At 64.5% G+C, this 25,861-nt stretch carries 29 protein-coding genes; 14 read left to right on the top strand and 15 right to left on the bottom strand.

Translation table 11 applies throughout. The features are described from left to right. Nucleotides 1-103 precede the first annotated feature (103 nt). From rplT to pyk, 4 genes are all read right to left on the bottom strand, one after another. A complete protein-coding gene (rplT, locus tag KVX96_RS02615; RefSeq protein ID WP_085869862.1) occupies nucleotides 104-466 on the bottom strand; it encodes a 50S ribosomal protein L20 in 363 nt (120 codons plus the stop codon). Between the two features lie 13 nt (nucleotides 467-479). Further along, nucleotides 480-680, bottom strand: a complete 201-nt coding sequence (rpmI, locus tag KVX96_RS02620) for a 50S ribosomal protein L35 (RefSeq protein WP_085869861.1) — start codon at nucleotides 678-680, stop codon at nucleotides 480-482. 136 nt (nucleotides 681-816) lie between these two features. Next, a complete protein-coding gene (locus KVX96_RS02625; protein ID WP_261192666.1) occupies nucleotides 817-1,053 on the bottom strand; it encodes a hypothetical protein in 237 nt (78 codons plus the stop codon). Between the two features lie 105 nt (nucleotides 1,054-1,158). After that, nucleotides 1,159-2,616 (bottom strand): pyruvate kinase, encoded by a 1,458-nt coding sequence (gene pyk, locus KVX96_RS02630; RefSeq protein ID WP_261192667.1) that lies wholly within the window; start codon nucleotides 2,614-2,616, stop codon nucleotides 1,159-1,161. Nucleotides 2,617-2,751: 135 nt separating this feature from the next. Between pyk and KVX96_RS02635 the strand changes: the two genes are divergently transcribed. From KVX96_RS02635 to KVX96_RS02655, 5 genes are all read left to right on the top strand, one after another. Beyond that, complete coding sequence (locus tag KVX96_RS02635) at nucleotides 2,752-3,528, top strand: N-formylglutamate amidohydrolase (RefSeq protein WP_261192668.1); 777 nt, start codon at nucleotides 2,752-2,754, stop codon at nucleotides 3,526-3,528. Between the two features lie 3 nt (nucleotides 3,529-3,531). Further along, entirely contained in the window at nucleotides 3,532-3,828 is a 297-nt protein-coding gene (locus tag KVX96_RS02640) for a DUF1244 domain-containing protein (protein ID WP_261192669.1), read from the top strand. Between the two features lie 156 nt (nucleotides 3,829-3,984). Continuing rightward, nucleotides 3,985-4,806, top strand: coding sequence for a calcium-binding protein (locus tag KVX96_RS02645; protein ID WP_261192670.1), 822 nt, complete (start codon nucleotides 3,985-3,987; stop codon nucleotides 4,804-4,806). An 85-nt stretch (nucleotides 4,807-4,891) separates the two neighbouring features. Then, on the top strand, nucleotides 4,892-5,767 hold the full coding sequence (locus KVX96_RS02650; RefSeq protein ID WP_261192671.1) for a calcium-binding protein: 876 nt from the start codon (nucleotides 4,892-4,894) through the stop codon (nucleotides 5,765-5,767). Nucleotides 5,768-5,897: 130 nt separating this feature from the next. Continuing rightward, nucleotides 5,898-6,386, top strand: a complete 489-nt coding sequence (locus tag KVX96_RS02655) for a GNAT family N-acetyltransferase (RefSeq protein ID WP_261192672.1) — start codon at nucleotides 5,898-5,900, stop codon at nucleotides 6,384-6,386. A 9-nt stretch (nucleotides 6,387-6,395) separates the two neighbouring features. Here KVX96_RS02655 and KVX96_RS02660 read toward each other — a convergent pair whose 3' ends face one another. Further along, a complete protein-coding gene (locus tag KVX96_RS02660) occupies nucleotides 6,396-6,863 on the bottom strand; it encodes an MAPEG family protein (protein ID WP_261192673.1) in 468 nt (155 codons plus the stop codon). Between the two features lie 113 nt (nucleotides 6,864-6,976). Here KVX96_RS02660 and KVX96_RS02665 point away from each other — a divergent pair, with 113 nt between their 5' ends. Further along, nucleotides 6,977-7,564, top strand: coding sequence for a TetR/AcrR family transcriptional regulator (locus tag KVX96_RS02665; RefSeq protein WP_261192674.1), 588 nt, complete (start codon nucleotides 6,977-6,979; stop codon nucleotides 7,562-7,564). 70 nt (nucleotides 7,565-7,634) lie between these two features. On the opposite strand, the gene KVX96_RS02670 is transcribed toward KVX96_RS02665, so the two are convergent. The 3 genes from KVX96_RS02670 to dgcN form a co-directional block, all read right to left on the bottom strand. Then, nucleotides 7,635-8,498 (bottom strand): D-amino-acid transaminase, encoded by an 864-nt coding sequence (locus tag KVX96_RS02670; RefSeq protein ID WP_261192675.1) that lies wholly within the window; start codon nucleotides 8,496-8,498, stop codon nucleotides 7,635-7,637. 172 nt (nucleotides 8,499-8,670) lie between these two features. Further along, complete coding sequence (gene dgcA / locus KVX96_RS02675) at nucleotides 8,671-9,636, bottom strand: N-acetyl-D-Glu racemase DgcA (RefSeq protein WP_261192676.1); 966 nt, start codon at nucleotides 9,634-9,636, stop codon at nucleotides 8,671-8,673. 105 nt (nucleotides 9,637-9,741) lie between these two features. Further along, nucleotides 9,742-10,743, bottom strand: a complete 1,002-nt coding sequence (dgcN, locus tag KVX96_RS02680) for an N-acetyltransferase DgcN (protein ID WP_261192677.1) — start codon at nucleotides 10,741-10,743, stop codon at nucleotides 9,742-9,744. A gap of 318 nt (nucleotides 10,744-11,061) precedes the next feature. On the opposite strand from dgcN, the gene KVX96_RS02685 reads away from it, so the two are divergent. Continuing rightward, on the top strand, nucleotides 11,062-12,021 hold the full coding sequence (locus tag KVX96_RS02685; protein WP_261192678.1) for an L-malyl-CoA/beta-methylmalyl-CoA lyase: 960 nt from the start codon (nucleotides 11,062-11,064) through the stop codon (nucleotides 12,019-12,021). A gap of 170 nt (nucleotides 12,022-12,191) precedes the next feature. Continuing rightward, nucleotides 12,192-13,148, top strand: coding sequence for an acetyl-CoA carboxylase carboxyltransferase subunit alpha (locus KVX96_RS02690; protein WP_261192679.1), 957 nt, complete (start codon nucleotides 12,192-12,194; stop codon nucleotides 13,146-13,148). Between the two features lie 16 nt (nucleotides 13,149-13,164). On the opposite strand, the gene KVX96_RS02695 is transcribed toward KVX96_RS02690, so the two are convergent. Then, nucleotides 13,165-14,424 carry a hypothetical protein gene (locus KVX96_RS02695; RefSeq protein ID WP_261192680.1) on the bottom strand — a complete coding sequence of 420 codons (1,260 nt, stop codon included), beginning with the start codon at nucleotides 14,422-14,424 and terminating at the stop codon, nucleotides 13,165-13,167. Nucleotides 14,425-14,438: 14 nt separating this feature from the next. Next, complete coding sequence (locus tag KVX96_RS02700; protein ID WP_261192681.1) at nucleotides 14,439-14,669, bottom strand: hypothetical protein; 231 nt, start codon at nucleotides 14,667-14,669, stop codon at nucleotides 14,439-14,441. Between the two features lie 154 nt (nucleotides 14,670-14,823). Here KVX96_RS02700 and KVX96_RS02705 point away from each other — a divergent pair, with 154 nt between their 5' ends. Beyond that, entirely contained in the window at nucleotides 14,824-15,732 is a 909-nt protein-coding gene (locus KVX96_RS02705) for a serine hydrolase domain-containing protein (RefSeq protein WP_261192685.1), read from the top strand. An 84-nt stretch (nucleotides 15,733-15,816) separates the two neighbouring features. Here KVX96_RS02705 and rpsU read toward each other — a convergent pair whose 3' ends face one another. Further along, nucleotides 15,817-16,023 (bottom strand): 30S ribosomal protein S21, encoded by a 207-nt coding sequence (rpsU, locus tag KVX96_RS02710; RefSeq protein ID WP_007818122.1) that lies wholly within the window; start codon nucleotides 16,021-16,023, stop codon nucleotides 15,817-15,819. A gap of 108 nt (nucleotides 16,024-16,131) precedes the next feature. Between rpsU and KVX96_RS02715 the strand changes: the two genes are divergently transcribed. Both KVX96_RS02715 and KVX96_RS02720 read left to right on the top strand, forming a co-directional pair. Beyond that, on the top strand, nucleotides 16,132-16,845 hold the full coding sequence (locus KVX96_RS02715; RefSeq protein WP_261192686.1) for a COQ9 family protein: 714 nt from the start codon (nucleotides 16,132-16,134) through the stop codon (nucleotides 16,843-16,845). Between the two features lie 27 nt (nucleotides 16,846-16,872). Continuing rightward, complete coding sequence (locus KVX96_RS02720) at nucleotides 16,873-17,853, top strand: NAD(P)H-quinone oxidoreductase (RefSeq protein WP_261192687.1); 981 nt, start codon at nucleotides 16,873-16,875, stop codon at nucleotides 17,851-17,853. Here the strand turns inward: KVX96_RS02720 and KVX96_RS02725 are convergent. The 3 genes from KVX96_RS02725 to KVX96_RS02735 all read right to left on the bottom strand — a co-directional run bounded on the left by KVX96_RS02725 (nucleotide 17,850) and on the right by KVX96_RS02735 (nucleotide 19,851). Further along, nucleotides 17,850-18,368 carry a 2,4'-dihydroxyacetophenone dioxygenase family protein gene (locus KVX96_RS02725; RefSeq protein ID WP_261192688.1) on the bottom strand — a complete coding sequence of 173 codons (519 nt, stop codon included), beginning with the start codon at nucleotides 18,366-18,368 and terminating at the stop codon, nucleotides 17,850-17,852. The genes KVX96_RS02720 and KVX96_RS02725 overlap by 4 nt on opposite strands. A 9-nt stretch (nucleotides 18,369-18,377) precedes the next feature. Next, the gene (locus KVX96_RS02730; protein WP_261192689.1) at nucleotides 18,378-19,079 is read right to left on the bottom strand and encodes an SDR family NAD(P)-dependent oxidoreductase; all 702 of its coding nucleotides are present in this window, start codon (nucleotides 19,077-19,079) and stop codon (nucleotides 18,378-18,380) included. A 136-nt stretch (nucleotides 19,080-19,215) separates the two neighbouring features. Continuing rightward, nucleotides 19,216-19,851 carry a ribonuclease T2 gene (locus KVX96_RS02735; protein ID WP_261192690.1) on the bottom strand — a complete coding sequence of 212 codons (636 nt, stop codon included), beginning with the start codon at nucleotides 19,849-19,851 and terminating at the stop codon, nucleotides 19,216-19,218. Nucleotides 19,852-19,996: 145 nt separating this feature from the next. Here KVX96_RS02735 and KVX96_RS02740 point away from each other — a divergent pair, with 145 nt between their 5' ends. Continuing rightward, nucleotides 19,997-20,758, top strand: a complete 762-nt coding sequence (locus KVX96_RS02740) for a DUF1013 domain-containing protein (RefSeq protein ID WP_261192691.1) — start codon at nucleotides 19,997-19,999, stop codon at nucleotides 20,756-20,758. Between the two features lie 146 nt (nucleotides 20,759-20,904). Then, nucleotides 20,905-21,501: a LysE family translocator gene (locus tag KVX96_RS02745; protein ID WP_261192692.1), complete on the top strand. Its 597-nt coding sequence runs from the start codon at nucleotides 20,905-20,907 to the stop codon at nucleotides 21,499-21,501. 63 nt (nucleotides 21,502-21,564) lie between these two features. Here the strand turns inward: KVX96_RS02745 and carB are convergent, their stop codons facing one another. Continuing rightward, nucleotides 21,565-24,936 carry a carbamoyl-phosphate synthase large subunit gene (gene carB, locus KVX96_RS02750; protein ID WP_261192694.1) on the bottom strand — a complete coding sequence of 1,124 codons (3,372 nt, stop codon included), beginning with the start codon at nucleotides 24,934-24,936 and terminating at the stop codon, nucleotides 21,565-21,567. Nucleotides 24,937-25,173: 237 nt separating this feature from the next. On the opposite strand from carB, the gene KVX96_RS02755 reads away from it, so the two are divergent. After that, complete coding sequence (locus tag KVX96_RS02755; RefSeq protein WP_261192695.1) at nucleotides 25,174-25,848, top strand: CPBP family intramembrane glutamic endopeptidase; 675 nt, start codon at nucleotides 25,174-25,176, stop codon at nucleotides 25,846-25,848. Nucleotides 25,849-25,861 lie beyond the last annotated feature (13 nt).

The raw sequence follows: 25,861 nt of genomic DNA on the forward strand, positions 1-25,861 counted from the left end.
CCCGCACCCCGAGGTATTTCGGGCGAGAGGAAGGCAAAAGAAAACCGCGCCATCCGGGGGATGACGCGGTTTGAACTGTCCCTCGAAGAACGAGGCGGCTTGCTTAAGCCAGAGCGGCTTTCGCCTTGTCCACGATGGCACCGAAGGCTTCGGGCTCGTGCACGGCCAGATCGGCCAGAACCTTGCGGTCCACTTCGATGCCGGCCAGCGACAGGCCGTTGATGAAGCGGGAGTAAGTCAGGGCTTCGTCGTGCGCGCGGACAGCGGCGTTGATGCGCTGGATCCAGAGCGCGCGGAAATTGCGCTTGCGGGCCTTGCGGTCGCGGGTGGCGTATTGGTTCGCCTTGTCGACAGCCTGCGTGGCGGTGCGGAAGGCGTTCTTGCGACGGCCATAGTAGCCTTTGGCTGCCTTGATGACCTTCTTGTGGCGGGCGTGGGTAACTTTACCGGAAGTAACGCGGGACATTGATCAGCTCTCCTTAGCGCGCGTAGGGCATCATCGACTTGATGATTTTCTCATCAGGAGCCGACAGGGTGGTGGTGCCGCGGGCATTGCGGAGGAATTTGTTGGTGCGCTTGATCATGCCGTGACGCTTGCCGGCCTGGCCGGTTTTCACGCGGCCGGACGCCGTCACCTTGAACCGCTTCTTGCAGCTCGATTTCGTCTTCATCTTGGGCATTTCCGTCTCCTTCGATGGGTCGGTCTTGAACGCGACTCGGCATGCCACTTGAGCCGGTCGCGCGATTGAAGTGCGCCGTATAAGGGCGGGTTGGGGAATTGGCAAGAGGCAAAGCGGCCGGATTGGCGGCGAAAACCTAGTGCAGGATGCCGCCGATCACATTGACGAAGGCGTGGGGCACATCGGCGAGTTGGAAGCCGTCGGGCTGCAGCGAGATCGCGTAGAGGATGGCCACGCCGGCGGCCAGCACCAGCACGGCAGACAGCCTTGGGGCATCGCTATCGGCATAGGCCTTGATGGCGGCGGGAAGCGCGAGGGCCAGAAGCACGATGCCGCTCACGAGGAGCATGTCGGGATCCAGATCCGCAAACATCCGCTCTGCCTGTGCCTCCTTCAGATTTGGCGCGGGGCCGGGCTGTAGTGCCCGGCCCCGGGGCCAGAAGTCATGCGCCGGGGCCAAGGCACCGGCTTTAGGGCATTATTCCGCTTCGGAGCTGAAAATCAACCGCTCCTCGCAGGGGGCAACCCGCAGGATGTTGGTGGTGCCGGGCACGTTGAAGGGCACACCGGCGGTGACGACGATGTTGTCCGTCGGCTCGGCAAGGCCCAGATCGCGGGCGGCGCGTACCGCGCCCACCACGGCCATCTTGAAGCGGGCCACCGGGCCCGTCACGGCGCATTGCGTGCCCCAGCTCAGCGAGAGCTGGCGTGCGGTGCGGATGTCGGAGGTGAGGCCGATGATCGGCACGGAGGGGCGCTCGCGGGCCACCAGAAGCGCGGTGGTGCCGGATTGCGTGTAGCAGCAGATCGCCTTGATGTCGGCGGTTTCGGCGATCTCGCGCGCGGCAGACACGATGCCGTCGGCGATGCCGGAGCGTTTCTCCTTCACCAGCGCAATGCGGGAGGCGTCGATCACGGTGCGATAGTTCGGATCGCTTTCCACTTCCTTGGCCACGTTGTGCATCGTCGAGACGGCTTCGATCGGGAAGCTGCCGGCGGCGGATTCGGCCGAGAGCATGATCGCGTCGGTGCCTTCATAGATGGCGGTGGCCACGTCGGAGACCTCGGCGCGCGTCGGCATCGGGCTTTCGATCATGCTTTCCAGCATCTGCGTGGCCACGATCACCGGCTTGGCGGCGGCGCGGCATTTGCGGATTAGGCGCTTCTGGATCGGCGGCACGTTCTGCACCGGAAGCTCCACGCCCAGATCGCCGCGGGCGACCATGATGCCGTCAGAGACTTCGAGGATGCGGTCGAAATCCTTCACCGCGGCAGGCTTCTCGATCTTCGACAGGATCGCGGCGCGGCCCATGGCCAGATCGCGTGCCTCGCGCACGTCATCGGCGCGCTGCACGAAGCTCAGCGCCAGCCAGTCGACGCCCAACTCGCAGACGAACTCCAGATCGCGGCGGTCCTTCTCGGAGAGCGCGGCCAGCGGCAGCACCACGTCGGGGACGTTCACGCCCTTGCGGTTGGAGATGGTGCCGCCCACGGTGACAACGCAATCGGCGAAATCGGAGCCGCATTTCTCCACCTTCAGGCGGATCTTGCCGTCGTTCACCAGCAGGCTGGCGCCCGGCTCAAGCGCGGCGAAGATTTCCTTGTGCGGCAGTTGCACGCGCTCTTTGGTGCCGGCGGCCGGATCCAGATCGAGGCGGAACGTGTCGCCCACTTCCAGCTCCTCGGCCTCGTTGGCAAATTTGCCGACGCGCAGCTTGGGGCCCTGAAGGTCTGCGAGGATGGCGATCGGGGTGCCAACGTCCTTCTCGACCTTGCGGATGATCTCGTGGCGGCGACGGATCTCGTCGTGGTCGCCATGGCTCATGTTGAGCCGGAAGACGTCGGCGCCGGCTTCATGCAGCGCACGGATCATCTTGTAGTCGTCGGATGCGGGGCCCAGCGTGGCCACGATTTTTACATTGCGAGTGCGTGTCATGCTGCCTCGTTCCTCGTGTCGATTCAATTTTTCGGTGGGCCGCGTGCTATATGGCCGAATTGTCGCCCCCTGACAACTGGTGCTTTGCCGCAGGCTGGCCTATTTCAGGGGCTGACAGAATGTTGCGACAGGCCCATGACAGACGCCCCTTTCGAGATCATCGGTGAAGACAGGCCCTCGCCCTGGGTGCTGACATGCGATCATGCCAGCAACCGGGTGCCGCCGGAGATCAACGGCGGTGATCTGGGCCTGCCTGCGCAGGATATGGACCGCCACATCGCCTATGACGTGGGCGCGGCGGCGGTGACGCGGAATCTGGCGGATCTGCTGGACGCCACGGCGGTGCTGTCGAATTTCTCGCGCCTCGTGATCGATCCGAACCGGGGCGAGGATGACCCGACGATCCTGATGAAGCTCTATGACGGCTCGGTGATTCCGGCCAACCGCCACGCCGACGCGGCGGAGCGGGAGCGCAGGCTCAACGCCTATCACCGCCCCTATCATGCGGCGCTGGAGAAGGTGTTCACGGCGCGGCGGCATTCGGCCATTCTTTCGGTCCACAGTTTCACCAATCGGCTGGCCGGGCGGGCCGAACGCCCCTGGCACATCGGTGTGCTGCATTCGCCGGGCGATCAGCGTCTTGCCCTGCCCCTGCTGGCGCGGCTGGCGCAGGAGCCGGATCTTTGTGTGGGCGATAACGAGCCCTATTCCGGCCACCTCACCGGCGACGCGATGGACCGCCACGGGCTGCAGCATGGCCGCGCCCATGTGCTGATCGAGCTGCGCAACGATCTGATCCGCGAGCCGGCCCAGCAACGCGCCTGGGCCGCCCGGCTTGCGCCGATCCTTCGGCAGACCCTTGAAGACGCCGGGCTGGCCCGGCAGGATGCACCCACAGACGCAGGAGCTTGAGCCATGGACGATCAGACCCGCCTTGAACTGGAAGCCGCCGCCTTCCGCCGGCTGCGCGATCACCTCGCCGAACGGACGGATGTGCAAAACATCGACATGATGAATCTCGCCGGTTTCTGCCGCAACTGCCTCTCGCGCTGGTATCAGGAAGCTGCCAACGCGCGCGGCATCGAGATGAGCAAGGATGAGGGGCGCGAGGCTTTCTACGGCATGCCCTATACCGAGTGGCGCGACCGCTATCAAACCGAGGCCAGCGACGCGCAAAAGGAAGCCTTCGCCAAGTCGCACCCGGGGCACTGAGCGGGCCACAATCATCGCATAGCGGACTGTCTACCCACTGTTTTGCCCCGCGAAACAGTGTGTTGAGCGCTGTGGAAGATTGTCAGAAATGTGTTAACGCGGTATAAATCGCCCTGTTTTTGCCATTTTTGAGGCAAGGTTTAAGGGGTATCCGCCGTGGAATTGTTCCTGCTTGTTCCACTTGTTCTGGCTGGCGTGCTGATCGCGCAATCTGACGACGACGATCCGTCGCCTTCGGATGTGGAGGGCGGTGACGGCGCGGATGCGGTGCAGGGCACCGAGGGCGGCGACAACCTCAATGGCGGCGGCGGCGACGATCTGCTGCTGGGCCTTGGCGGCAAGGATCTCCTGCGCGGTGGCGAGGGCAACGACCTCATCGACGGCGGCGCAGGGGATGACGAGATTTACGGCGACGATGGCGATGATGCCGTAACCGGCGGCGCGGGCGATGACCGGATTTTTCTGGCCGGCGGCGACGACATCACCCGGATCGGCGACAGCTGGGACGACAGCGGCGACGATTTCATCCGTGGCGGCAGCGGCAACGACATTCTCTTCGATTTCGGCGGCTCCAACGTGATTTTCGGTGATTCCGGTGATGATGCGATCAGCGGCTTCGATCAGCCGGGAACAGATGAGCCCGATGAGCTTTTCGCAGGGAAAGGCGACGACGAGATCCTTCTGGACGACGGCGATACTGCCACCGGCGCGGCTGGTACGGATCTCTTTACCGTGCTTGTGGACGAGGCTGACGATCAGGCCGCGACCATCACCGATTTCGATCCCGCCAGTGAGCAGCTGGTGGTTCTGCTGGACGCCTCGCTGGGCAGCGTGGACACCAGTGCGCTGGAGCTGCGCGAGAGCGACGGCGACACCGAAGTGCTTCTGGACGAGCAGGTCGTAGCCGTGCTCGCCGGGGTGACGTCGGTCACACAGGCCAATCTGGTTCTTTCCATTCAGGATCTCGGAACCGTCTGAGACCCGGCACCACAAGCCGGGCGCGACATGCGATAGACGATAAGGGGGCGGCGGTACCGGGGGGTGCCGGCGCAGGAGACTGACAATGGACTACATGATTTTCACACCTTTCGCGCTGTTCTGCCTGAGCGTGCTGTTCATGGACGATGAAAGCGAGCCCGTCGAAGAGGGCGATACCGGCGACGGCGGGGATGGCGGCGACGGCGGTTTTCCTGAAGGCGCGATTGGCGGCACCGAAACGGCAGACCTGCTGTCTGGAACCGTTGAGGGCGACGCGATCTTTGGCCTGGGCGGAGACGACAGGCTCTCGGGGCTTGAAGGCGACGATCTGCTCGATGGTGGCGCGGGAGACGATGAAATTTTCGGCGGTTCCGGCGATGATTCGATCCTTGGCGGTGACGGTGTGGATACTGTCTTTGGTGGCGCGGGCGATGATACCGTCGATCTGGGGGCGGGCGACGACCGCATGGGCCCCACCACCGCCGATGAGGGCGATGACACCATCGAAGGCGGTGAAGGCGACGACCGGATCTATGACTGGATCGGCTCCAACACACTGATGGGCGGGGCGGGCGATGATCTGCTCAACAGTCTCGACGATGTGGATGACGACACGCCTGACGTGCTGGATGGCGGCGAGGGGGAGGACCTCCTGCAGGGCGATGACGGCGACACGCTGACCGGCGGCGCGGGCATCGATGATTTTGCAGTGCTGTTTGACGAGCTGGACGATACCGCTGTCACGATCACCGATTTCGATGCGGAAACCGAGGCGCTCGTCGTTTTTGCCCGCAACGATCTGGGCATTCCCGATGATGCGGAGCTGGTGCTGAACACCGCTGAGAACGGCACCGACACCGAGGTGCTGCTCGACGGCGCGCTGGTGGCGCTGGTGCAGGGCACAACGGGGCTTTCGGCGGCCAATCTCACGCTTTCCTTCATCACCCCCGGCGTGGGCTGAGCCAGAAACGGACAGGTGCGAGCCATGCGGCTCGTGCAACGCAGCGTCACGGGCGTTCCGGCTTCAAACCGCTTTGGCCTTCTCCTATTTGTTAACGCAGGAGGACAATCCGAAACGCGGAACAGATGCCATGAATGCCCACGCCGATACGCACACCCACCCCCTGATGGGCCACCTGCCCGAGCTGCAAGATGCGCTGATCGCCCATTACAAGACGCTGTCAGCCGCCTCCCGCCGCCTGCGTTTCCTCACCCCCGCCGCCGACGATGCCTATCTGGAAAAGATCGGCCACCACATTTCGCCTGACCACGTGGTCGAGATCACGCTGGGGGCGGAAACGGCCGGCATTCTCGAGATCTACCTTGGCCGCGACGGCCATGCCGAGATCGGCATTTCCATGGAAGACCGCTTTCAGGGCCGCGGGCTCGGCGGCCAGCTCTTCGCTGCAGGGCTTGAAGCCTGCGCCGAGATGGGCGTGAAAAGCGCCGACCTCTACTTCTCTGCCGCCAACACCGCGATCATGCACATGGTGCTGGAGCGCGGTGCCCGCATCGAGCGCGAAGGCAGCGATGTGATGGCGTTTATCGACCTGTCGAATGGTATTGCGCAGGCGGCTTGATCGGGGCGATCACTGTCCGATGAGTACCCAGAGCGTGTGGGCCGCCATGTAGATCACGATCACGGAGCCGATGGTATAGAACGTGGCGCGGACCTCGTGCGACTTGCTGGTGGCATAGGCCCAGAAGTGCATGGCCCGGGCGACGACGAATCCATAGAGCAGCCCCTGCGCAAGCCCGAGAGCCGGATCCGTTGCTACGAACAAAAGCCCCGCCGCCCAGAAAGCTGGGATGTTTTCAAGGTCGTTTCGATGCAGACGCCGGGAGCGGTCGACGTAGTCGTTGACTTCAAGCTGGGAGGGCGCGGGTGCCCGGTTGATCAAACCTGCGCGCAAGTCTTCCGGGCTGGCGTAACCAGCCCCGATCCGAAGCATCCGGTAGACCGTCATCCAGCCCTGTCCCATGACCTTGAGCACCATCAGGGCCGCCGCGATTGCGTAGGTCGTGAAGACCGGGTTCTCGAAGGTGAATTGCGACATGGCCGTGCCTCCTTGGTGGTGGCCCTAAGCGCATCCGCCTGCGTTCCACCCCTCTTTACTTACCAATGGTAGGCGTTGTAGCTTACCATTGGTAAGCCGTCAAGGAGCACTCCATGCCCAGAGAGAACACCAAAGCCCTTATTCTGGAGGTCGCGGGGGAATTGCTCGCATCCGGGGGGATTTCGGCGGTGTCTTTCGATGCGATTGCCACGCGGCTTGGCCGGTCCAAACAGGCCGTCCTCTACTGGTACCCCAATAAACATGCGCTCCTCGGAGCAATGTTCCTGCCTGCGCTGAAGGCCGAAGCCGAGACGGCAACGGCAGCTTTGGCTCACTGCGAAACCGAGGCTGAGGCGATTGCCGCTTTTGTCTCCTCGATCCTGCGGTTTCACATGGGTGATCTGGACCGGTTCCGCATGATGTACCTACTGCCGCAGACACAGCGCCACGCCGGAGGTGAACCACCGGCCGGCGCCCTGCTGGATGAGGTGCATCCAGTGACCGACGCCATGTATGCGGCGCTGGCGGCTCGGCTCGGGGGCGATCCCATCAGCGCGCGGCAGAAAGCCTTTGCGATCCATTCGGCCGTATTGGGCGTGGCGCTGATGTTCGGTCTGGCCGACAGCCTCGGCGACCCGCTCAAACACGGGGCGGAGGAAGCTGCTCGGGCGCTCATCGAGTCGTTTGGGGCGTCCCTGTAGAAGGGGGCAAACCGGCAAAGAAAAAGCCGCCCGTTGGGCGGCTTTGTCGTTTCGAGGGAAGGCAGTCGCCTCAGACAGCGGCCTTGCGGCTTTCGTCCAGATAGATTTCGCGCAGGCGTTTGGCGACGGGGCCCGGCGTGCCTGCCCCCAGCGCCTTGCCGTCGATCTCCACGACTGGCATCACGAAGGTAGAGGCTGAGGTGATGAAGGCCTCGTCGGCTTCCTGCGCTTCTGCGATAGTGAAGGGGCGTTCTTCCACCACCATCTGGGCTTCCTCGGCAAACTTCAGCACGGCGGCGCGGGTGATGCCGTGCAGGATGTCGTTGGAGAGCTGGCGGGTGATGATCTTGCCGCCCTTCACGATATAGGCGTTGTTGGAGGTGCCTTCGGTGACGGCACCATCTTCCACCATCCACGCATCATCGCAGCCGGCCTTCTTGGCCATCATCTTGCCCATGGAGGGGTAGAGCAGCTGCACGGTTTTGATGTCACGGCGGCCCCAGCGGATGTCCTCGATGGAGATGACTTTGAGGCCCTTTTCGGCAGCGGGCGAGTTGGCAAGGCCCGGCTTGTTCTGGGTAAACAGCACGATGGTGGAGGGCACTTTGGCCGGATCCGGGAAGGCGAAATCGCGATCTTCCGGCGCGCCACGGGTGATCTGCAGGTAGATCATGCCCTCTTCGATGCCGTTCAGGCGCACCAGTTCGCGGTGGACCTCCAGCAGCTCTTCCGTGGTGATCGGCGCGGCCATGTCCAGCTCGGTGAGCGACCGCTCCAGCCGCTTGGCGTGGCCAGCGAAATCGATCAGCTTGCCGTCGAGCACGCTGGTCACTTCATAGACGCCATCGGCCATCAGGAAGCCCCGGTCGAAGATCGACACTTTGGCTTCGGTTTCGGGCAGGTATTCGCCATTCACGTAAACGGTGCGGGTCATCTGTGGCTCCTGAAGATCGTGTTGGAATGTCTGTGGGGGGAAGTCCGGTGTTCGTCAAGCCATCGCTTGGCCGCAGGGCGCGTTGCTGGCCCGCCGCGCAAGCGGTGGGCCCGCGTCCGCCCGCCCCACGGCGGGCGCGTTTCCGCGCCCACCCGGGCGGCCGCTTTGCGCTCTACCCCCAGAGCGCGGCCACGGGCGGGTGCACCCCGGCGGCGTCGAATTGCAATGCGTTGGGGCGGTCCTCGGCCAGAAGCAGTGGCCCGTCCAGATCCGTGATCATCGCCCCCTGCGCCACTAGCGTGGCCGGGGCCATGGCGAGCGAAGAGCCGACCATGCAGCCGACCATGATCCGGTAGCCTTCGGCCACGGCGGTATCGCGCAGGGCGAGCGCTTCTGTCAGCCCGCCTGTTTTGTCGATCTTGATGTTGATCACATCGTATTTGCCCTTCAGAGCGGGCAGCGAGGCGCGATCATGGCAGCTTTCATCGGCACACACTGGCACCGGACGTTCCATGCCGATCAGGGCGTCATCCTCACCGGCGGGCAGGGGCTGCTCAACCAGCGCCACGCCGAGGCGCAGCAGATGCGGGGCGAGATCGGCGTAAACTTCGGCCGACCAGCCCTCGTTGGCATCCACGATGATGCGGGATTTCGGCGCACCGGCGCGCACCGCTTCAAGGCGGGGCATGTCATCAGGCGTGCCGAGCTTGATCTTCAGGAGCGGGCGGAAGGCGTGTTTGGCCGCGGAGGCGCGCATCTTCTCGGGCGTGTCGAGCGAAAGCGTGTAGGCCGTGATCTCAGGGCCGGGCGCGGGCAGGCCCGCCAGATCCCAGGCCCGTTTGCCGGCCTGTTTGGCCTCCAGATCCCAAAGCGCGCAGTCCACGGCATTGCGGGCCGCACCTGCGGGCAGGGCGCTTTGCAGCGCGGCGCGGGTGATCCCTTCGGGCAGGGCGAGGATTTCTTCCGTCACGCTGTCGAGTGTTTCGTTGTAGCGGGCATAGGGCACGCATTCGCCCCGGCCCGTGTGGCCGCAGCGCGTGACCGAAACGGTGAGCACACGGGCCTCGGTGCGTGAGCCGCGCGAAATGGTGAAGGCCTCGGCCAGTTTGAACGTGTCGGGGCTGACGGTGATGGTCATCTTGCGTGGCCTCTCCCAGCGAGCAGTCGAAAAAGAACCGGGCGCGAGCCACCGTTTCCTTGCAGCGGAAAAACAGCAGATCGCGCCCGGAGGTGCAACAGGGGCCTAGACCGCCGCGAGAGCGTCTACAAGACGCCCGGCGCCATGCCGGTAGGGGTCGACGGTGGGCAGGCCCATTTGTGCCTCGACTTTCGCGAGGTATGCGCGGGCGTCTTCTTCGTTCAGGTGCTGGGTGTTGACGGAGATCCCGACAACCTGACAGGCCGGGTTGGCCACGCGGGCCATGGCCAGCGCGGTGTCGCGCAGGTCTTCGAGGCTGGGCAGGCTGTAGCCCGGCAGGCCGCGCATATGGGTGCGGGTCGGCTCGTGGCAGAGGATCAGCGCATCGGGCTGCCCGCCATGCACCAGCGCCATCGTCACGCCGGAGTAGGAGACGTGGAACAGCGAACCCTGACCCTCGATCAGATCCCAGTGATCTTCGTCGTTGTCGGGTGTCAGGTATTCGATGGAGCCCGCCATGAAATCGGCGATCACCGCGTCCAGCGGCACGCCGTGGCCGGTGATCAGGATGCCCGTCTGCCCGGTGGCACGGAAGGTGGATTTCATGCCGCGCGCCTGCATTTCGGCGTCCATCGCCATGGCGGTGTACATCTTGCCCACGGAGCAATCGGTGCCCACGGCAAGGCAGCGCTTGCCGGTACGTTTCACGCCATTGGCGATCGGATAGCCGACGGTGGGCACGCGCACGTCATGCAGGGTGCCGCCATGGGTTTGGGCGGCGGCCACAAGGTCGCCCTCGTCGCGCAGCAGGTTGTGCAGGCCGGAGGCCAGATCGTAGCCCATCTCCAGCGCCGCGATCAGCACTTCTTTCCACGCCTGCGAGATGATCCCGCCGCGGTTGGCCACGCCGATCACCAGCGTCTTCGCACCGGCTTCCTTGGCTTCGGCAAGCGTCATGTCGGTCAGGCCCAGATCGGCACCACAGCCGGGCAGTCGGATCTGGCCCACGGCGTTCTCCGGTCGCCAGTCGCGGATGCCGATGGCAACTTTGGCGGCGAGTTGATCCGGCGCATCGCCGAGGAACAGCAGGTAAGGGGTTTCGATCATGGCAGCCTCTTGTCTTTTGTGTTGGTCCTTCGATACCGGGGCGGGCGGCGAAGGTGTGCCTCAATCGCGGCGCAAAACGTCGGGGAAGGGTGATGAAATTGCGCTCTTTTCTAAAAATGTCGAAGAAAATTCGAATGATTACGAAATAGGCAGGATAAAAACGCCGTTTCGCTCAGGCTGTCGGCGGTTTGTCCCGCGTCCTTTCTGCAGTGCAGGAATCATGCCGCAGGTGCGAAAAAGCCGTTGAATGCTGCGGCGCAATATTCTACCAAAACCAAAACGTGAAATGTAACTTCATTACCCAAGCGAGGTTTGCCGATGAGCTTCCGCCTGCAACCCACTCCGCCCGCGCGCCCCAACCGTTGCCAGCTCTTCGGGCCCGGCTCCAACACCAAGCTTTTTGCCAAGATGGCGGCCTCGGCGGCGGATGTGATCAACCTTGATCTGGAAGATTCGGTCGCGCCCTCCGACAAGGACATCGCCCGCGCCAATGTGATCGAGGCGATCAACACGGTGGATTGGGGTACCAAGACGCTTTCGGTGCGCATTAACAGCCTTGATACGCCCTATTGGTATCGTGACGTGGTGGATCTGCTGGAACAGTCCAGCGAGCGGCTGGATCAGATCATGATTCCCAAGGTCGGCTGCGCCGAGGACATCTACGCCGTGGACGCGCTCGTCACCGCCATCGAGCGCGCCAAGGGCCGCGAGAAGCGCGTGGCGTTTGAGGTGATCATCGAAAGCGCTGCCGGCATCGCCCATGTGGAAGCCATCGCTGCCGCCTCGCCCCGGCTTGAGGCCATGAGCCTTGGCGCAGCCGATTTCGCCGCCTCCATGGGCATGCAGACCACCGGCATCGGTGGCACCCAGGAGAATTATTACATGCTGCGCGAGGGCCAGAAACATTGGTCCGATCCGTGGCACTGGGCGCAGGCCGCCATCGTCGCCGCCTGCCGTACCCACGGTATCCTGCCGGTCGACGGCCCCTTCGGCGATTTTTCCGATGATGAGGGCTATATCGCGCAGGCCAAACGCTCTGCCACGCTGGGGATGGTGGGCAAATGGGCGATCCACCCCAAGCAGATTGCTCTGGCCAACGAGGTGTTCACACCTTCCGAGGAGGCCGTCGCCGAGGCGCGGGAGATCTTGGCGGCGATGGAAGCGGCCAAGGCCAGCGGCGCAGGCGCGACCGTCTACAAGGGCCGTCTGGTGGACATCGCCTCCATCAAACAGGCCGAGGTGATCGTGGCGCAGTCTGAGCTGATCGCCGGGATGTAACCCGTCTGGCCGGGGCCTTCGGGCCGCTGGTGCTTCAAAAACAGGCCGCGCCCGGCTCCTATGAGCGGGCGCGGTTTTGTTTCTGGGCAAGGCCGCCGTCGCTGCCGCAAAGCGTTGCAAATCGCTTGGCGCAGGGTCATATAGGCGCGTGAAGGCATCAGGAGCAGGCAATGAGCAACTATCTTGAGTTCGAAAAACCGCTGGCCGATATCGAAGGCAAGGCGGAGGAGCTGCGCGCCATGGCGCGGGCGAACGACGAGATGGACGTGGAGCAGGAAGCGGCCGCACTCGACAAGAAGGCCGCCGACATGCTGGCCGAGCTCTACAAGGGGCTGACGCCCTGGCGCAAATGCCAGGTGGCGCGCCACCCCGACCGCCCCCATTGCGCCGACTACATCGAGGCGCTTTTCACCGAATACACGCCGCTCGCGGGCGACCGGAACTTCGCCGACGACCATGCCATCATGGGCGGCCTTGCCCGCCTTGGCGACACGCCGGTGGTGGTGATTGGTCACGAGAAGGGCAATGACACCAAGACCCGCATCGAGCGCAACTTCGGCATGGCGCGGCCCGAAGGCTACCGCAAGGCCATCCGCCTGATGGATCTGGCGGATCGGTTCGGCCTGCCGATCATCACGCTGGTGGACACCCCCGGTGCTTACCCGGGCCGTGGCGCGGAAGAACGCGGCCAGTCCGAGGCCATCGCCCGCTCCACCGAGAAATGCCTGCAGGTGAAGGTGCCGCTGATCACGGTGGTGATCGGTGAGGGCGGCTCCGGCGGCGCCGTGGGCATCGCGGCAGGCAACAAGGTGCTGATGCTGGAGCATTCGATCTACTCGGTGATCTCGCCGGAGGGCTGCGCCTCGATCCTGTGGAAGGACGCCGAGAAGATGCGCGAGGCCGCCGAAGCGCTGCGCCTCACCGCGCAGGATCTGCAGAAGCTGGGCGTCTGTGATGACATCATCGCCGAGCCGCTGGGCGGCGCGCACCGCGATCGCGCCGGCACCATCGCGCGGGTTGGCAAGGCGCTGGAAGAACAGCTGCGCGTGCTGGGCAAGAAGAGCCCCGAGAAGCTCGTGAAAGAGCGCCGCCAGAAATTCCTCGACATGGGCAAGAAGGGCCTCTGAGGCCCGTCTTTCCGGATCAGCTTTCGGCAGCTTCCGGCGGATCGGCCCCGATCCGCCCGATGGCGGCATTGGCCTGCATCACCAGCCGATCCAGCAGCGAGAAGAACACGTCGATCGCAAAGCCGAAGAGGAAGGCGATCGTCAGCAGGCCAAGCGAGATGCCCGAGACATCGAACAGGGCGTCCGGCTCGCCCGACCAGAACCAAGCGATGGAGATCCCTGCGAAGGATCCCAGGAACACCCGCAGCAGGATGCGCACGGGGCCGGGATCGGGCAGGAACGGGTTCAGCAGGGCACGCATTGTGAACATCATCGCCCCGAGCGCGCCGTAGAGCGCGGGCAGCCACCAGCGGCTGAGGATGTCCACCTTGTTGCTGATGCCGAGCGCCAGCGCGTTTAGCCGCTGGCGGGAGTTCCCCAGCGCCTGCGGGCTGTCGGACTGGATATTGGCAAAGCATTTGATTGCCCGGATCAGCGAGTCGTGGTGCTGCACCGTGCGCCCGAACATCGTAATTACGGCGAGGCCCTCCGGACCTGCAGGATTGGCAAGGACTCGCACGTGATCAGCGCAGGGGGAGCGCGCCTGCGGCCCGACGGCGGGCTCCACCAAGGGCGCCTGCGGCAGCGAGGCGAGGCTTTGTTGTGGCACCGGCGTGCTGAAATAGGCCTTCGCCCTCAGATAGGCCGGCACCCATGGGTAAATACGTTGCGACTGCCTTTGCGCGTGCTGGATCAGGGTGCGTTCGCGCTCGTCGAGATCGCGCAGCTCGCGCACTTTCTCGCGGAAGAAGACGCTCGTCGTGGCCGGGAAGCTGCCATCGGCCAGGGTCTGGGCGTCATGCTCCAGAATGCGCAGCACAACCTCATTTGTGATGGCCTCCTCCCGCGCCGACTGCAGGGCGCTCACCTGCGAGAGGATCACGCTGGCCTGTTGCTGCCAGACGGTCAGATAGCCGCAGACGAAGATCAGGAAGAAGGCCGCGATCACGAAGGCGATCTTCGTGGTGGCCGTCCGTTTGCCGCCGGAGGCCGGTTTCACGAAGGGGTTCCAACCGCTTTTCAGATCCACCAGCGACACCGGCCGGATGCGCGCCACGGCGGCGTTCAGCGCCTTCTGAACCTCCACGACCTCGGGCGACCCCCACGAAAGCGCCTGTGCGGCATGGGCTTTCTGCAATGCCTCGAAAAGCTGCGTATCATTGAGCTTTCCCGTGTTGCGCCCGTAGGCGGCCACGAGGCCCGCGTCTTCCAGCAGTTCGGCAAGAGAGCTGTCCATCCGCCTGCTCCCGGTCAGCCAAGGATGCCCGGCACCCACCCGTAGTAGGTGGGGCATTCACAGGGCGTGCCCGGGTAGCCGGGATACAGCGCCCAGCACCAGAAGGTGGCTGTGAAGCAGATCGTGCCGGGGGTGTGGGGCGGAACCTGCGCGCGCGCTACGGCGGGGGCGAGCGCTGCGGCAAGCGCAATTGCAAGAACGGGAAGCAGGCGGCGCCGGTGTGGCGCGGGGCGGGACAATTCCATGGATGACCTCGAAATCTGGTCGTCGGTTCAATGTTTGGTTGAGGTTACGGCCTCGAAATATACCCTGAGCATACAGGAACTCTGGGCAAAAGTCACATCCGGCGCAGGCGGAGGCGGATTGACAGGCCCCCGGTGCTGTCGAAGATATCAAGCCATGACACAGGGTGAGGTATCCGGATACTGGCGGAGCGAGAGCGGCCGGGAGGGCGTGCTGGCGGGCTCTGCGGATCCCTCCGCGCTGTTTCCCTATTGGAGTTTCACCAAGACAGTGATCGCGGCGGCGGTTCTGAAACTGGTGGAACAGGGGCAGGCCGATTTGGATGCACCGCTGCCCGATGCGGCCTACAGCCTGCGCCAGCTTCTGGCCCATCGCGCGGGTCTGCCGGACTATGGCCCGTTGCCCGCCTACCACGCGGCTGTTTCAGCCGGTGAGTCAGCTTGGCCGCGCGATCTACTGGTGGCGCGGGCGATGGAGCGGGGGATGCTGTGGCCCCCGGGGCAGGGCTTTGCCTATTCAAACGTCGGTTATCTGTTCTTGCGTGAAGGGATTGAGGCAGCCACGGGGCAGGGGCTGGGGGCGGCGCTTGAGGCCTTGATCCTCGCCCCGCTGGGGCTTGCCTCGGTGCGGCTCTGGGAAGGGCCCACGATGGGCCGCGATCTGCACTGGTCCGCCGCCGTTGGCTACGATCCCGCATGGGTCTATCACGGCTGCCTGATCGGCACAGCGCGCGATGCCGTCACGCTTCTGGACGCACTTCTGAAGGGCGATCTGCTGCCAGCGCCCTTAAGGCGCGAAATGCAAAGCGCTTATCCCGTCGGCGGCGCGCTGCCGGGGCGGCCTTGGGAGCGTTGCGGCTACGGGCTTGGCCTGATGATCGGGGAGGCCACGGGGGCCGGGGCCACTTTGGGCCATTCTGGCGTTGGGCCCTTCTGCGTCAACGCCGTCTACCATTTCCCGGCGCTCGCCGATCCCGTCACCGTGGCGGCCTTCAGCGACGGCAGCGACGAAGCCCCGGTGGAACATGCCGCGGTGCAGGCGGCCCTTGCTAAGCAAAACGCCTAATCACACCCCTAAAAACAACAAACCCCCGCGAAGGGCGGGGGTCGTCGTGTTGGGCCGAGGCCCGAACCAATCGCTAAAAGCTGCTTAGAGCAGCCCTTCGCGTTGAGCTTTTTTGCGCGCCAGCTTGCGAGCACGGCGGATGGCTTCAGCCTTCTCGCGTGCTTTTTTCTCGGAGGGTTTCTCGAAATGCTGCCGAAGCTTCATCTCGCGGAAAACACCCTCACGCTGCAGCTTTTTCTTCAGAGCCCGGAGGGCCTGATCGACGTTGTTGTCGCGAACGCTAACCTGCATGTGGTTTTCACCACCTTTCTAAGTTTGAGTTGCAAGGAAATTGCAGGAGTGGGCCGTATAGCAAAGCCGCCCTATCTTGTCTACAGTCCAGCCAGCCTGTGGAAAGGAATGCCGATGCACCGCCCCGAACATCCCCACGCCGACGTGATTTCCGCCCTTCTGGAGGCCGCTTTGCCCCATGTGGTGTTCGATGGCTGGAGCGAGGAGACCTTCCGCGCCGCTATTGCTGACAGTGAAACCGATTCGGAGCTGGCTCGCATCGCCTGCCCGCGCGGGGCCGTGGATCTGGCCGTGGCCTACCACCGGCTCGGCGATCAGCGCATGGTCGAGGGGCTCAAAACGGCCGATCTCACGACGATGCGCTTTCGCGATCGCGTTGCCTATGCGATCCGCCTGCGGCTCGAAACCGTCGAGGACAAGGAGGCCGTGCGCCGGGCCTCGGCCCTCTTTGCGCTGCCCTCCCATGCTGCCGAAGGCGCGAAGCTCGTGTGGGAGACCTGCGATCTCGTCTGGTCCGCGCTGGGCGACACCTCGGAAGATCTCAACTGGTATTCCAAACGCGCCACGCTGTCGGGTGTCTATGGAACCACGATCCTATATTGGCTCGGCGACGAAACCCCCGGCCATATGGCCACGTGGGAGTTTCTGGACCGCCGGATCGACAACGTGATGCAGATCGAAATGGCCAAGGCCAGCGCGCGGAAGAACCCGCTGCTGAAGCCGCTCATGGCCGGGCAGGACTGGCTGTTTTCGCAAGTCAAAGCCCCGCCCGCCCGCGCTGCGCGCCGCGATCTGCCCGGCGCGATCTGGCCTGAGCAATAACCCCTCCGCGAAGAAGGACAGCGCCCGATGAGCGATACCATGCGCGCGATCGAAATTTCCAAACCGGGTGGGCCCGAAGTGCTGCGCCTCACCGACCGCCCGATCCCTGTCGCCCGCGCGGGCGAGATCGTGATCCGGCTCGCCTATGCCGGGGTCAATCGCCCCGACGCGCTGCAACGCGCTGGCATGTATGCGCCGCCGCCGTCCGCCAGCGATCTGCCGGGGCTGGAGGGCGCGGGCACCATTACCGAGGTCGGCGCGGGTGTCAGTGGCTGGAAGGTGGGCGAAAAGGTCTGCGCCCTGCTGCCCGGCGGCGGTTATGCGGACTACGTCTCCTGCCCGGCGGCCCATGCGCTGCCGATCCCCAAGGGGCTGGATCTGAAACAGGCCGCCTGCCTGCCGGAAACCTATTTCACCGTCTGGTCCAACGTCTTCATGCGCGGTGGCCTGCAGGCGGGCGAGCGCTTTTTGGTGCACGGCGGCTCTTCCGGCATAGGCACCACGGCGATCCAGCTCGCCCGCCATTTCGGCGCGCGAGTGTTCACCACGGCTGGCTCCGAGGAAAAATGCGCGGTCTGCCGCGATCTGGGCGCGGAAGTGGCGATGAACTACCGCGAGGCGGATTTCGTGAAGGTGCTGCAGGCCGAGGGCGGGGCCAACCTGATCCTGGACATGGTCGGCGGCGACTATATCGCCCGCAACATCCGCGCGCTGGCCGATGAGGGCCGCATGGTCCATATCGCCTTCCTGCAGGGCCCCAAGGCCGAGATCAACTTCGCCCAGGTGATGGCCCGCCGCCTCACGATCACCGGCAGCACCCTGCGCCCGCAAAGCGATCTCGCCAAGGCGCGGATCGCGGATCAACTGCGCGAGCACGTTTGGCCGCTTCTGGAAGCCGGGCGCATCGCTCCGGTGATGGACAGCGAGTTCGCGCTGGAAGAGGCCGCGAGCGCCCACGCGCGCATGGAAAGCTCCGGCCACATCGGGAAGATCGTGCTTAAGATCTAGCGGATGAAGCGCTCCACGTAATCCTCGCCAAGCCCGACATCCGCGAAATGCTTGCGGCACATGTCGATCTTGGTGAAGACGTCCTCGTAGCCCAAAACCTCGCCCCAGGGGTCGACGTAACACATCACGCCGTTGACCTGAAAATAGGTGATCATCTCTTCCACATCTTCCGGAACAACGAGGGTGTGGGTCTCGCCGGGCGGCTCGTAAACGTAAGCGCCCGGTGTCGCCTCCCAATCGTGCTCAAGGTAGTGCCAGCGCCCCTTTAGCACGAAGCCATGCACCGGCTGCGGATGGCGGTGGCGCGACAGCACCCCGGCCTTGCGCACCTTCAAGAGGTTCATCCAGTAGCCCTGCGAGCGGTTCAGGCAGAGCGGGCGGAACCAGACGTTCTCCGCCTGCGGCACCCAGAGCCGCTCATCCTCCGGCACCGCGTCGGGGATCACGATCTCCTCCAGCGCATCCCGAGGGAAAGGCAACTGGTAGGGCATCTTCGGGTCTGTATCTTTTGCCATGGGTCCTCCTCACATCGCCAGATATCCGCCGTCCACCGGGTAGACAGCCCCTGTCACGAAACTGGCCTCCGCGCTCAACAGCCAGCCCACCAGCGCGGCCACCTCGCCGGGCTTGCCCCAGCGCTTCATCGGCGTGCGCGCCATGATGCCTTCGGTGCGGGCGGGGTCAGCGCGCAGAGCGCCGGTCATCTCGGTCTCGATCCAGCCGGGCGCCACGGCGTTCACCCGCACGCCTTCCGGAGCCCAGGCCCCGGCCAGAGCCTTCGTCAGCTGCGCCACGCCGCCTTTGGAGGCGGAATAGGCCGGCACCAAGGGCCCGCCGAAGGTGCTGAGCATTGAGGCGGTGTTCACGATCGCGCCGCCCGAAGCGGCCAGCAGGGGCTTGCCGGCCAAACAGCAGCGCATAGTGCCGGTCAAGTTCACATCCAGCACCTGCCGAAACACCTCGATGTCAAATTCATCAACCCGCCGCAGGATGCCCGCGCAGTTCACCAGCCCATCCAGCGTGCCGATCTCTGAAAACAGCGCCGCCACCGAGGCTTCGCTGGTCACATCCAGCGCCCGCACCGATATGCCGTCCTGCGCCACGAACGCGGCGCGTTCCTCCTCAGAGGCCGACGCCGCGATCACTTCCCAGCCCGCCGCCGCCAAGCCGCGCGCTACACCCTCGCCGATCCCGCGCGTGCCGCCTGTCACCACTACCCGCTTCATGCCGCCTCCCACGCCATGCCCACTACAGCCAGCCTACCCCGATTCCCGCGCCGCGCAATCGGCCCTCTCTTCTGACAGGAAATATCCCGGGGGAGACCCCGTCAGGGGCCGGGGGCAGCGCCCCCAAACTCAGGGCTCAGTCCACAGGCTCCAGCAGGGCCTTCGCACTGCAATCCCGGATCACATCCGCCCCGCAGCGCCGCGGGGCCAGATCCTTCGTCAGGCAGATCCGCGCTTCCTGAATATGGCCATCCCGACAGGTCAGCGTGATCCCGTCCGGCGTCAGCCTGGGGTTCTGCGCCAGGAAGGCCTCCTCAACCACCGAAGCCGGCAGGCGCACCGTGCGATCAAGCCGGCGCAGCACCTCTGGCCGAGTCACGCCCTCATAGGCCGCACGGGCCTGCGCGAAGTAGTCCGGGGCGGAAAGCCCCGAACAGCGCCCGTGTTTCTTCCACTGATACCAGGCCGAACCCGCGCTCCCCATGATGTCGGCCATGGCAGCCGTTTCGCCGCGCGTGGCCTCCCGGTGGGGCGTGCGGCAATAGCTTGGCCAGCCGCGCTCATATTGCGGCCAGAGCCCGTGCATCACCCAGCCAAACCCGCTGCCGCCGTCGCATTGCGGCGCGCCCTTCGCGCGGCCCTCCAGCTTGCACCAGTTCGGCGACCAGCTCAGCGCCAGCACGTAGTAGTCGAACTCGCCGGCCCGCTCGCCCTCGGCCCGCGCCGCCCCCGCGAAGGCCATCGCCAGCAGCATGGCCATGATCACACGCATTTGCTCTTCCCTCTTTGCCTTTGCGGCACTATATACGCGGGAAGTTCCCCGACAACGTGAACCCGTCCCGCCCCGGCAGGACCGTCCCGAAAGGGGCGAAGGGAAACGCTTTGTCTGTCGTTAGGACGTGAAAGGAGTAAGACCGATGGCCAAACCGCTCATGGCGAAGGCAACCGCCGTCTGGCTGGTAGACAACACGACGCTGACCTTCAAACAGGTCGCCGATTTCTGCGGGCTGCACGAGCTCGAAGTGCAGGGCATAGCCGATGGCGACGTGGCCACCGGCGTGAAGGGTTTTGACCCGATCGCCAACAACCAGCTGACCCAGGAAGAGATCGACAAGGCCGAGGCCGATCCGCTGCACAAGCTGAAGCTGAAGTTCAACCCGGCCGCCGTGGGCGAGGAAAAACGCCGCGGCCCGCGTTACACGCCGCTGTCCAAGCGTCAGGACCGCCCGGCCTCCATCCTCTGGCTGGTGAAATTCCACCCCGAGCTGTCTGATGGCCAGATCTCCAAACTCGTCGGCACCACCAAGCCGACGATCCAGGCGATCCGCGAGCGCACCCATTGGAACATCGCCAACATCCAGCCGATCGACCCGGTCGCCTTGGGCCTCTGCAAGCAGAGCGAGCTGGATCTTGCCGTGCAGAAAGCCGCTGCGAAACGCGCCGCCGAAGGCGTGGTGATGAGCGATGACGAGCGCCGCAAGCTCGTCTCCACCGAGCAGTCGCTGACGATGGAAACCGAGCCGAAGATCCCCACCGCGATCGAAGGGCTGGAAACCTTCACGCTGGGCGGCGATCCGCGCGGCGACGAGGACGAGGACGACAAGAAAGACGGTGATTTCCTTGACGCCGACAGCTTCTTCAACCTGCCCGAAGGCGGCGACGAGGACGAGCAGCCCTAAGCGGCTGAGCTTTCGAACAACCCAAAAACCCCGCGCTGCAAGGCGTGGGGTTTTTCTTTTCCCTTCGCCTGAGCCTTGCGCAGGAAGCGGATCGCTTGTGCCACTTGGGCACATGATGGTGTGCTCACCGCAACGAGATCTGCCCCATGCAACAAACCACCCTCGCCCTCCTGCTGTTTCTCTTTCCGCTGGCTTATAGTCCCGGACCGGGGAACCTGTTCTTCGCCGGGATCGGTGCCCGTTTCGGCGTGAAAGCCTCGCTCCCGGCCAGCGCCGGGTACCATCTGGCGACCTTCGCGCTCACGCTCTCGATCGGCCTCGGCTTCTCGGGTCTTCTCCACGCAAGCCCTCTGCTGTTTCAGATCCTGCGCTTTGCGGGAGCAGCCTATGTCCTCTGGCTGGCTGTCGGGTTTCTGCGGGCCGGGGCAGAACGTGGCGAAGCGCAGGCGCGCAAGGCCTCTGCGTGGGATGGCGCGGTTCTATTGCTGCTCAACCCGAAGGCCTGGGTGATCATCGCGCTGATGTTCACCCAGTTCCTGCCAGCCTCCCAGCCGCCAGAACCCGCGCGCGTGGTCTGGATCGCCAGTGTCTTCACCCTCAACAATCTTGTCGCCTTCACCCTCTGGACCTGCGCAGGCGATCTCCTGCTGCGCCGGTTTCGAAACCCGGATAAGGCGCGCTGGATGAACATCGCCCTCGGTGTCATGCTGCTCGCCGTGGCGCTTTGGCTCCTGTTGCGCTGATGGCCCAAAACGCAAACACCCCCGCCGAAGCAGGGGTGCATGCGTGTCAGAGTCTGACCGAAATCAGGCGCTTTGCAGCGGCTTCACCTCGATCTCACCTTCCCGGTCGGCCTTCATCGCCAGCGCGGCGGCGTGGCTGGCGGCGGCGGTGGTGAAATAGGGGATCTTGTCAAACAGCGCGACGGCGCGGATGTCGCGGCTGTCCTCGATGGCCTGCGGACCCTCGGTGGTGTTCATCACCAGATCGATCCCGCCGTCCTTGAGCATGTCCACGATGTTCGGGCGCCCCTCATAGACCTTGTTGACGATCTCGCACTCCACCCCGTTTTCACGCAGCCAGCCGGCTGTGCCGCGCGTGGCGACCACGGTGAAACCAAGCTCCGCCAGCACCTGCGCGGCTTCCTTCATGGCCGGGGTCTTGTCCTCATTCTTGATCGAAACGAAGACGCGGCCCGATTTCGGCAGGGCCACACCGGCGCCCATCTGGGCTTTCAGGAAGGCGCGGGCGAAGTTCTTGTCCGAGCCCATCACCTCGCCGGTGGAGCGCATTTCCGGCCCGAGGATCGTGTCCACGCCCGGGAAGCGGGCAAAGGGCAGCACGGCCTCTTTCACGGCGAAGGTGTCGATCTGCGGATCCACGAGGTCGAAGGCGGAAAGCTTCTCACCGGCCATCAACCGCGCGGCGATGGAGGCGATGGGCGAGTTCACGGCCTTGGCCACGAAGGGCACTGTGCGGGAGGCGCGCGGGTTCACCTCGATCAGGAAGATCTCCTGCTCACCGGCTTCATTGGCCTTGATCGCGAATTGCACGTTCATCAGGCCAACCACGTTCAGCTCTTTCGCCAGCGCCACCGTCTGGGCCTTCACCTCGTCGATCAGCGCGGCAGAGAGCGAGTAGGGCGGCAGCGAACAGGCGCTGTCGCCGGAGTGCACGCCGGCCTCCTCGATGTGCTGCATGATCCCGGCCACATGCACGTCGTCGCCATCGCAGAGCGCGTCCACGTCCAGTTCGGTTGCGCCGGAGAGGTAGCTGTCCAGCAGCACCGGGCTCTTGCCCGAAACCACCACGGCCTCGCGGATGTAGCGCTCGAGCTGCGCCATGTCGCGCACGATTTCCATCGCGCGGCCGCCCAGCACGTAAGAGGGGCGGATCACCAGCGGGAAGCCGATCTCACCCGCGATGCGCAGGGCTTCGGCGTCGGTGGAGGCGATGCCGTTCTTCGGCTGCTTCAGGCCAAGGCGGTTCACCAGCGCCTGGAAGCGCTCGCGGTCTTCGGCAAGGTCGATCGCGTCGGGCGTGGTGCCAAGGATCGGGATGCCCTCGGCCTCCAGCGCATTGGCAAGCTTCAGAGGCGTCTGGCCGCCGAATTGCACGATCACCCCGTGCAGCGTGCCGTTCTCCTGCTCCACGCGCAGGATCTCCATCACGTGCTCAAAGGAGAGCGGCTCGAAATAGAGGCGGTCGGAGGTATCGTAGTCGGTGGAGACGGTCTCCGGGTTGCAGTTGATCATCACTGTCTCATAGCCCTGCTCGGTGAGCGAGAAGCAAGCGTGGCAGCAGCAGTAATCGAACTCGATGCCCTGACCGATGCGGTTCGGGCCACCGCCAAGGATGACGACCTTCTTGCGATCGGAGGGCCGCGCCTCGCATTCCACCTCGCCCATGACTGCGCTTTCATAGGTGGAATACATGTAGGGCGTCTGGGCCTCGAACTCGGCGGCGCAGGTGTCGATGCGCTTGAACACGGCCTTCACGCCGAGGTTCAGACGGGCGCGGCGCACGTTCTCTTCGGTGCGGCCCGTGAGCTTGGCAAGGCGGGCGTCGGTGAAGCCCATCATCTTGAGTTTGCGCAGGCCTTCTTCCGTCATCGGCAGGCCATCTTTGCGGATCATGCATTCCGCGCCGATGATCTCCCGGATGCGGGCAAGGAACCACGGATCAAAGGAGGTGATCTCCTGGATCTCGTCGTTGGAGAAGCCAAAGCGCATCGCATCGGCGATCACCCGCAGCCGGTCCGGCGTCTGCTGGGAGAGCGCCTTGGTCATGGCCTTGTCTATGGCGGCCTGGGCACCGGCGTCCTTGCCGACGAGGATCTGTGTGACGAGCGCATCGTCGTGATCGCGCAGCACCATGTCGGCGCGGGCTGGCAGGCCTTCCACGGCCACTTCGTCAAAGCCGGTGAGCCCGGTTTCCAGCGAGGCCAGCGCTTTCTGCATGCTCTCGTGGATCGTGCGGCCGATGGCCATGGCCTCGCCCACGGATTTCATCGCGGTGGTGAGGAAGGGCTGGGAGCCGGGGAATTTTTCGAAGGCAAAGCGCGGGATCTTGGTGACGACGTAGTCGATCGTTGGCTCGAAGGAGGCAGGCGTGACCTTGGTGATGTCGTTGTCCAGCTCATCGAGCGTGTAGCCCACGGCAAGTTTCGCGGCGATCTTGGCGATGGGGAAGCCCGTGGCCTTGGAGGCCAGCGCGGAGGAGCGGCTCACGCGCGGGTTCATCTCGATCACCACCATGCGGCCATCGGCGGGGTTCACGGCCCATTGCACGTTGGAGCCGCCGGTTTCCACGCCGATCTCGCGCAGCACGGCGATCGAGCCGTTGCGCATGATCTGGTATTCCTTGTCCGTGAGCGTCAGCGCCGGGGCCACGGTGATGCTGTCGCCCGTGTGTACGCCCATCGGGTCCACGTTTTCGATGGCGCAGACGATGATGGCGTTGTCGGCCTTGTCGCGGACAACCTCCATCTCGTATTCCTTCCAGCCCAAGAGGCTTTCATCGACGAGGATCTGGTTCACCGGGGAGGCATCCATGCCGGTGCGGCAGAAGTGGATGTAATCATCGCGGTTGTAGGCCACGCCACCGCCGGTGCCGCCCAGCGTGAAGGCGGGGCGGATGATGGCGGGCAGGCCGATGTCTTCCAGCGCGTCCAGCGCGATCTGCACGCCGGCGTCCAGATCGGCATGGCCGTTGGCTTTCTTCGGCGCGGTCACGATGGTGGCGCGGGGGTTTTCAAGGCCGAGGCGGTCCATCGCCTCGCGGAACAGCTTGCGGTCCTCCGCCATCTCGATGGCGTCGCGCTTGGCGCCGATCATCTCCACGCCGAACTTCTCCAGCACGCCCATCTCTTCCAGCGCGAGGGAGGTGTTCAGCCCGGTCTGCCCGCCCATCGTGGGCAGCAGCGCGTCGGGGCGTTCCTTTTCGATGATCTTGGCCACGACTTCCGGCGTGATTGGCTCGATGTAGGTGGCATCGGCCATGTCCGGGTCGGTCATGATCGTGGCCGGGTTGGAGTTCACCAGGATCACCCGGTAGCCTTCCTCGCGCAGCGCCTTGCAGGCCTGGGCGCCGGAGTAGTCGAACTCGCAGGCCTGGCCAATGACGATCGGGCCGGCGCCAATGATCATGATGGAGGAGATATCGGTTCTTTTTGGCATATGTCGGACCCCGGATGACTGGCAAGAAACTCGCGTGAGTGACTCGCGTGCGCGCAAATTGTCGTGGGTTATAGACAGGGAGCGCGAAGGTGCAACCCCTTGAGACGCGAAAGCGCGGGCAATTGCGTGCCCGCCAACCTGCGCCCCGCGCGTTTTTGCAAGGCAGCGCCGCTTCCCCCCTGTGATCGGCCCGATCCCGCCCTATGTTGAGAGCGCAGGAGAGGAGAGCCACAGCCGATGACGATGACTGCCGAAACCAAGAGCCGCGCGCGCTCGGAAACGTCGCTCTGGGTGGAGTTCCTTGCCTTCTTCGTCGCCGGGCCCGTCGCGATCGCCGTTTTCATGCCGCCGGATAGGCTGTTTCCCATGCTCTTCGGGATCATGGTGCTTGGGCTTGTGCTGCTGCACCTGACGCCGGGCTTCAAATGGCGGCTGCTAAAGCAAAGCTGGGGCGGGGTGGAGTGGCGCGCCGTCTGGCTGATGGGGGCGCTGACGGCGGTGGTCTCCTTCGTGGTGATGCAGCTTTTGGCGCCTGAGCAGATGTTCGGCCTCTTCACCCGCGTGCCGTGGTTCTTCTTCCTGATCCTGATCCCCGGCTACACGCTGCTTTCGGCGCTGCCGCAGGAGATCGTCTTCCGCGTGCTCTACTTCCGCCGCTACCGCGCCATCCTGCCCAAGGGCCGCGCGGCGCTTCTGCTGAACGGCGCGATCTTCTCGCTGGCGCATCTGATGTATTGGAGCGTGACTGTCTGCTTGCTCACCTTCTTCGCCGGCGTGATGTTCGCCTGGGCCTACAAGGAGAAACACAGCCTCGGCCTCGCCGTGGCCATGCACGCCATCGCGGGCTGTGTGTTGTTTCTCTTCGGGATGGGCGTGTTCTTCTACTCCGGAAACGTCGTTCGGCCCTTCTGACTTGCTCTTCAGC

Origin of the sequence: Pseudoruegeria sp. SHC-113, assembly GCF_025376885.1 — a bacterium.
Lineage (GTDB): Bacteria > Pseudomonadota > Alphaproteobacteria > Rhodobacterales > Rhodobacteraceae > Pseudoruegeria.

What these genes read in the sequence shown, in the direction of transcription:
- KVX96_RS02640 (WP_261192669.1), top strand. Translation starts at nt 3,532, where the DNA reads ATGGACGATCAGACCCGCCTTGAACTGGAAGCCGCCGCCTTCCGCCGG.
- dgcA (WP_261192676.1), bottom strand. Translation starts at nt 9,636, where the DNA reads ATGACCATCACCGTCAGCCCCGACACGTTCAAACTGGCCGAGGCCTTC.
- KVX96_RS02705 (WP_261192685.1), top strand. Translation starts at nt 14,824, where the DNA reads ATGACACAGGGTGAGGTATCCGGATACTGGCGGAGCGAGAGCGGCCGG.
- KVX96_RS02720 (WP_261192687.1), top strand. Translation starts at nt 16,873, where the DNA reads ATGAGCGATACCATGCGCGCGATCGAAATTTCCAAACCGGGTGGGCCC.
- KVX96_RS02655 (WP_261192672.1), top strand. Translation starts at nt 5,898, where the DNA reads ATGAATGCCCACGCCGATACGCACACCCACCCCCTGATGGGCCACCTG.
- KVX96_RS02660 (WP_261192673.1), bottom strand. Translation starts at nt 6,863, where the DNA reads ATGTCGCAATTCACCTTCGAGAACCCGGTCTTCACGACCTACGCAATC.
- pyk (WP_261192667.1), bottom strand. Translation starts at nt 2,616, where the DNA reads ATGACACGCACTCGCAATGTAAAAATCGTGGCCACGCTGGGCCCCGCA.
- carB (WP_261192694.1), bottom strand. Translation starts at nt 24,936, where the DNA reads ATGCCAAAAAGAACCGATATCTCCTCCATCATGATCATTGGCGCCGGC.
- KVX96_RS02695 (WP_261192680.1), bottom strand. Translation starts at nt 14,424, where the DNA reads ATGGACAGCTCTCTTGCCGAACTGCTGGAAGACGCGGGCCTCGTGGCC.
- KVX96_RS02755 (WP_261192695.1), top strand. Translation starts at nt 25,174, where the DNA reads ATGACGATGACTGCCGAAACCAAGAGCCGCGCGCGCTCGGAAACGTCG.
- KVX96_RS02715 (WP_261192686.1), top strand. Translation starts at nt 16,132, where the DNA reads ATGCCGATGCACCGCCCCGAACATCCCCACGCCGACGTGATTTCCGCC.
- KVX96_RS02745 (WP_261192692.1), top strand. Translation starts at nt 20,905, where the DNA reads ATGCAACAAACCACCCTCGCCCTCCTGCTGTTTCTCTTTCCGCTGGCT.
- KVX96_RS02700 (WP_261192681.1), bottom strand. Translation starts at nt 14,669, where the DNA reads ATGGAATTGTCCCGCCCCGCGCCACACCGGCGCCGCCTGCTTCCCGTT.
- rpsU (WP_007818122.1), bottom strand. Translation starts at nt 16,023, where the DNA reads ATGCAGGTTAGCGTTCGCGACAACAACGTCGATCAGGCCCTCCGGGCT.
- KVX96_RS02735 (WP_261192690.1), bottom strand. Translation starts at nt 19,851, where the DNA reads ATGCGTGTGATCATGGCCATGCTGCTGGCGATGGCCTTCGCGGGGGCG.
- KVX96_RS02740 (WP_261192691.1), top strand. Translation starts at nt 19,997, where the DNA reads ATGGCCAAACCGCTCATGGCGAAGGCAACCGCCGTCTGGCTGGTAGAC.
- dgcN (WP_261192677.1), bottom strand. Translation starts at nt 10,743, where the DNA reads ATGATCGAAACCCCTTACCTGCTGTTCCTCGGCGATGCGCCGGATCAA.
- KVX96_RS02665 (WP_261192674.1), top strand. Translation starts at nt 6,977, where the DNA reads ATGCCCAGAGAGAACACCAAAGCCCTTATTCTGGAGGTCGCGGGGGAA.
- KVX96_RS02670 (WP_261192675.1), bottom strand. Translation starts at nt 8,498, where the DNA reads ATGACCCGCACCGTTTACGTGAATGGCGAATACCTGCCCGAAACCGAA.
- KVX96_RS02625 (WP_261192666.1), bottom strand. Translation starts at nt 1,053, where the DNA reads ATGTTTGCGGATCTGGATCCCGACATGCTCCTCGTGAGCGGCATCGTG.
- KVX96_RS02635 (WP_261192668.1), top strand. Translation starts at nt 2,752, where the DNA reads ATGACAGACGCCCCTTTCGAGATCATCGGTGAAGACAGGCCCTCGCCC.
- rpmI (WP_085869861.1), bottom strand. Translation starts at nt 680, where the DNA reads ATGCCCAAGATGAAGACGAAATCGAGCTGCAAGAAGCGGTTCAAGGTG.
- KVX96_RS02725 (WP_261192688.1), bottom strand. Translation starts at nt 18,368, where the DNA reads ATGGCAAAAGATACAGACCCGAAGATGCCCTACCAGTTGCCTTTCCCT.
- KVX96_RS02690 (WP_261192679.1), top strand. Translation starts at nt 12,192, where the DNA reads ATGAGCAACTATCTTGAGTTCGAAAAACCGCTGGCCGATATCGAAGGC.
- rplT (WP_085869862.1), bottom strand. Translation starts at nt 466, where the DNA reads ATGTCCCGCGTTACTTCCGGTAAAGTTACCCACGCCCGCCACAAGAAG.
- KVX96_RS02685 (WP_261192678.1), top strand. Translation starts at nt 11,062, where the DNA reads ATGAGCTTCCGCCTGCAACCCACTCCGCCCGCGCGCCCCAACCGTTGC.
- KVX96_RS02730 (WP_261192689.1), bottom strand. Translation starts at nt 19,079, where the DNA reads ATGAAGCGGGTAGTGGTGACAGGCGGCACGCGCGGGATCGGCGAGGGT.
- KVX96_RS02650 (WP_261192671.1), top strand. Translation starts at nt 4,892, where the DNA reads ATGGACTACATGATTTTCACACCTTTCGCGCTGTTCTGCCTGAGCGTG.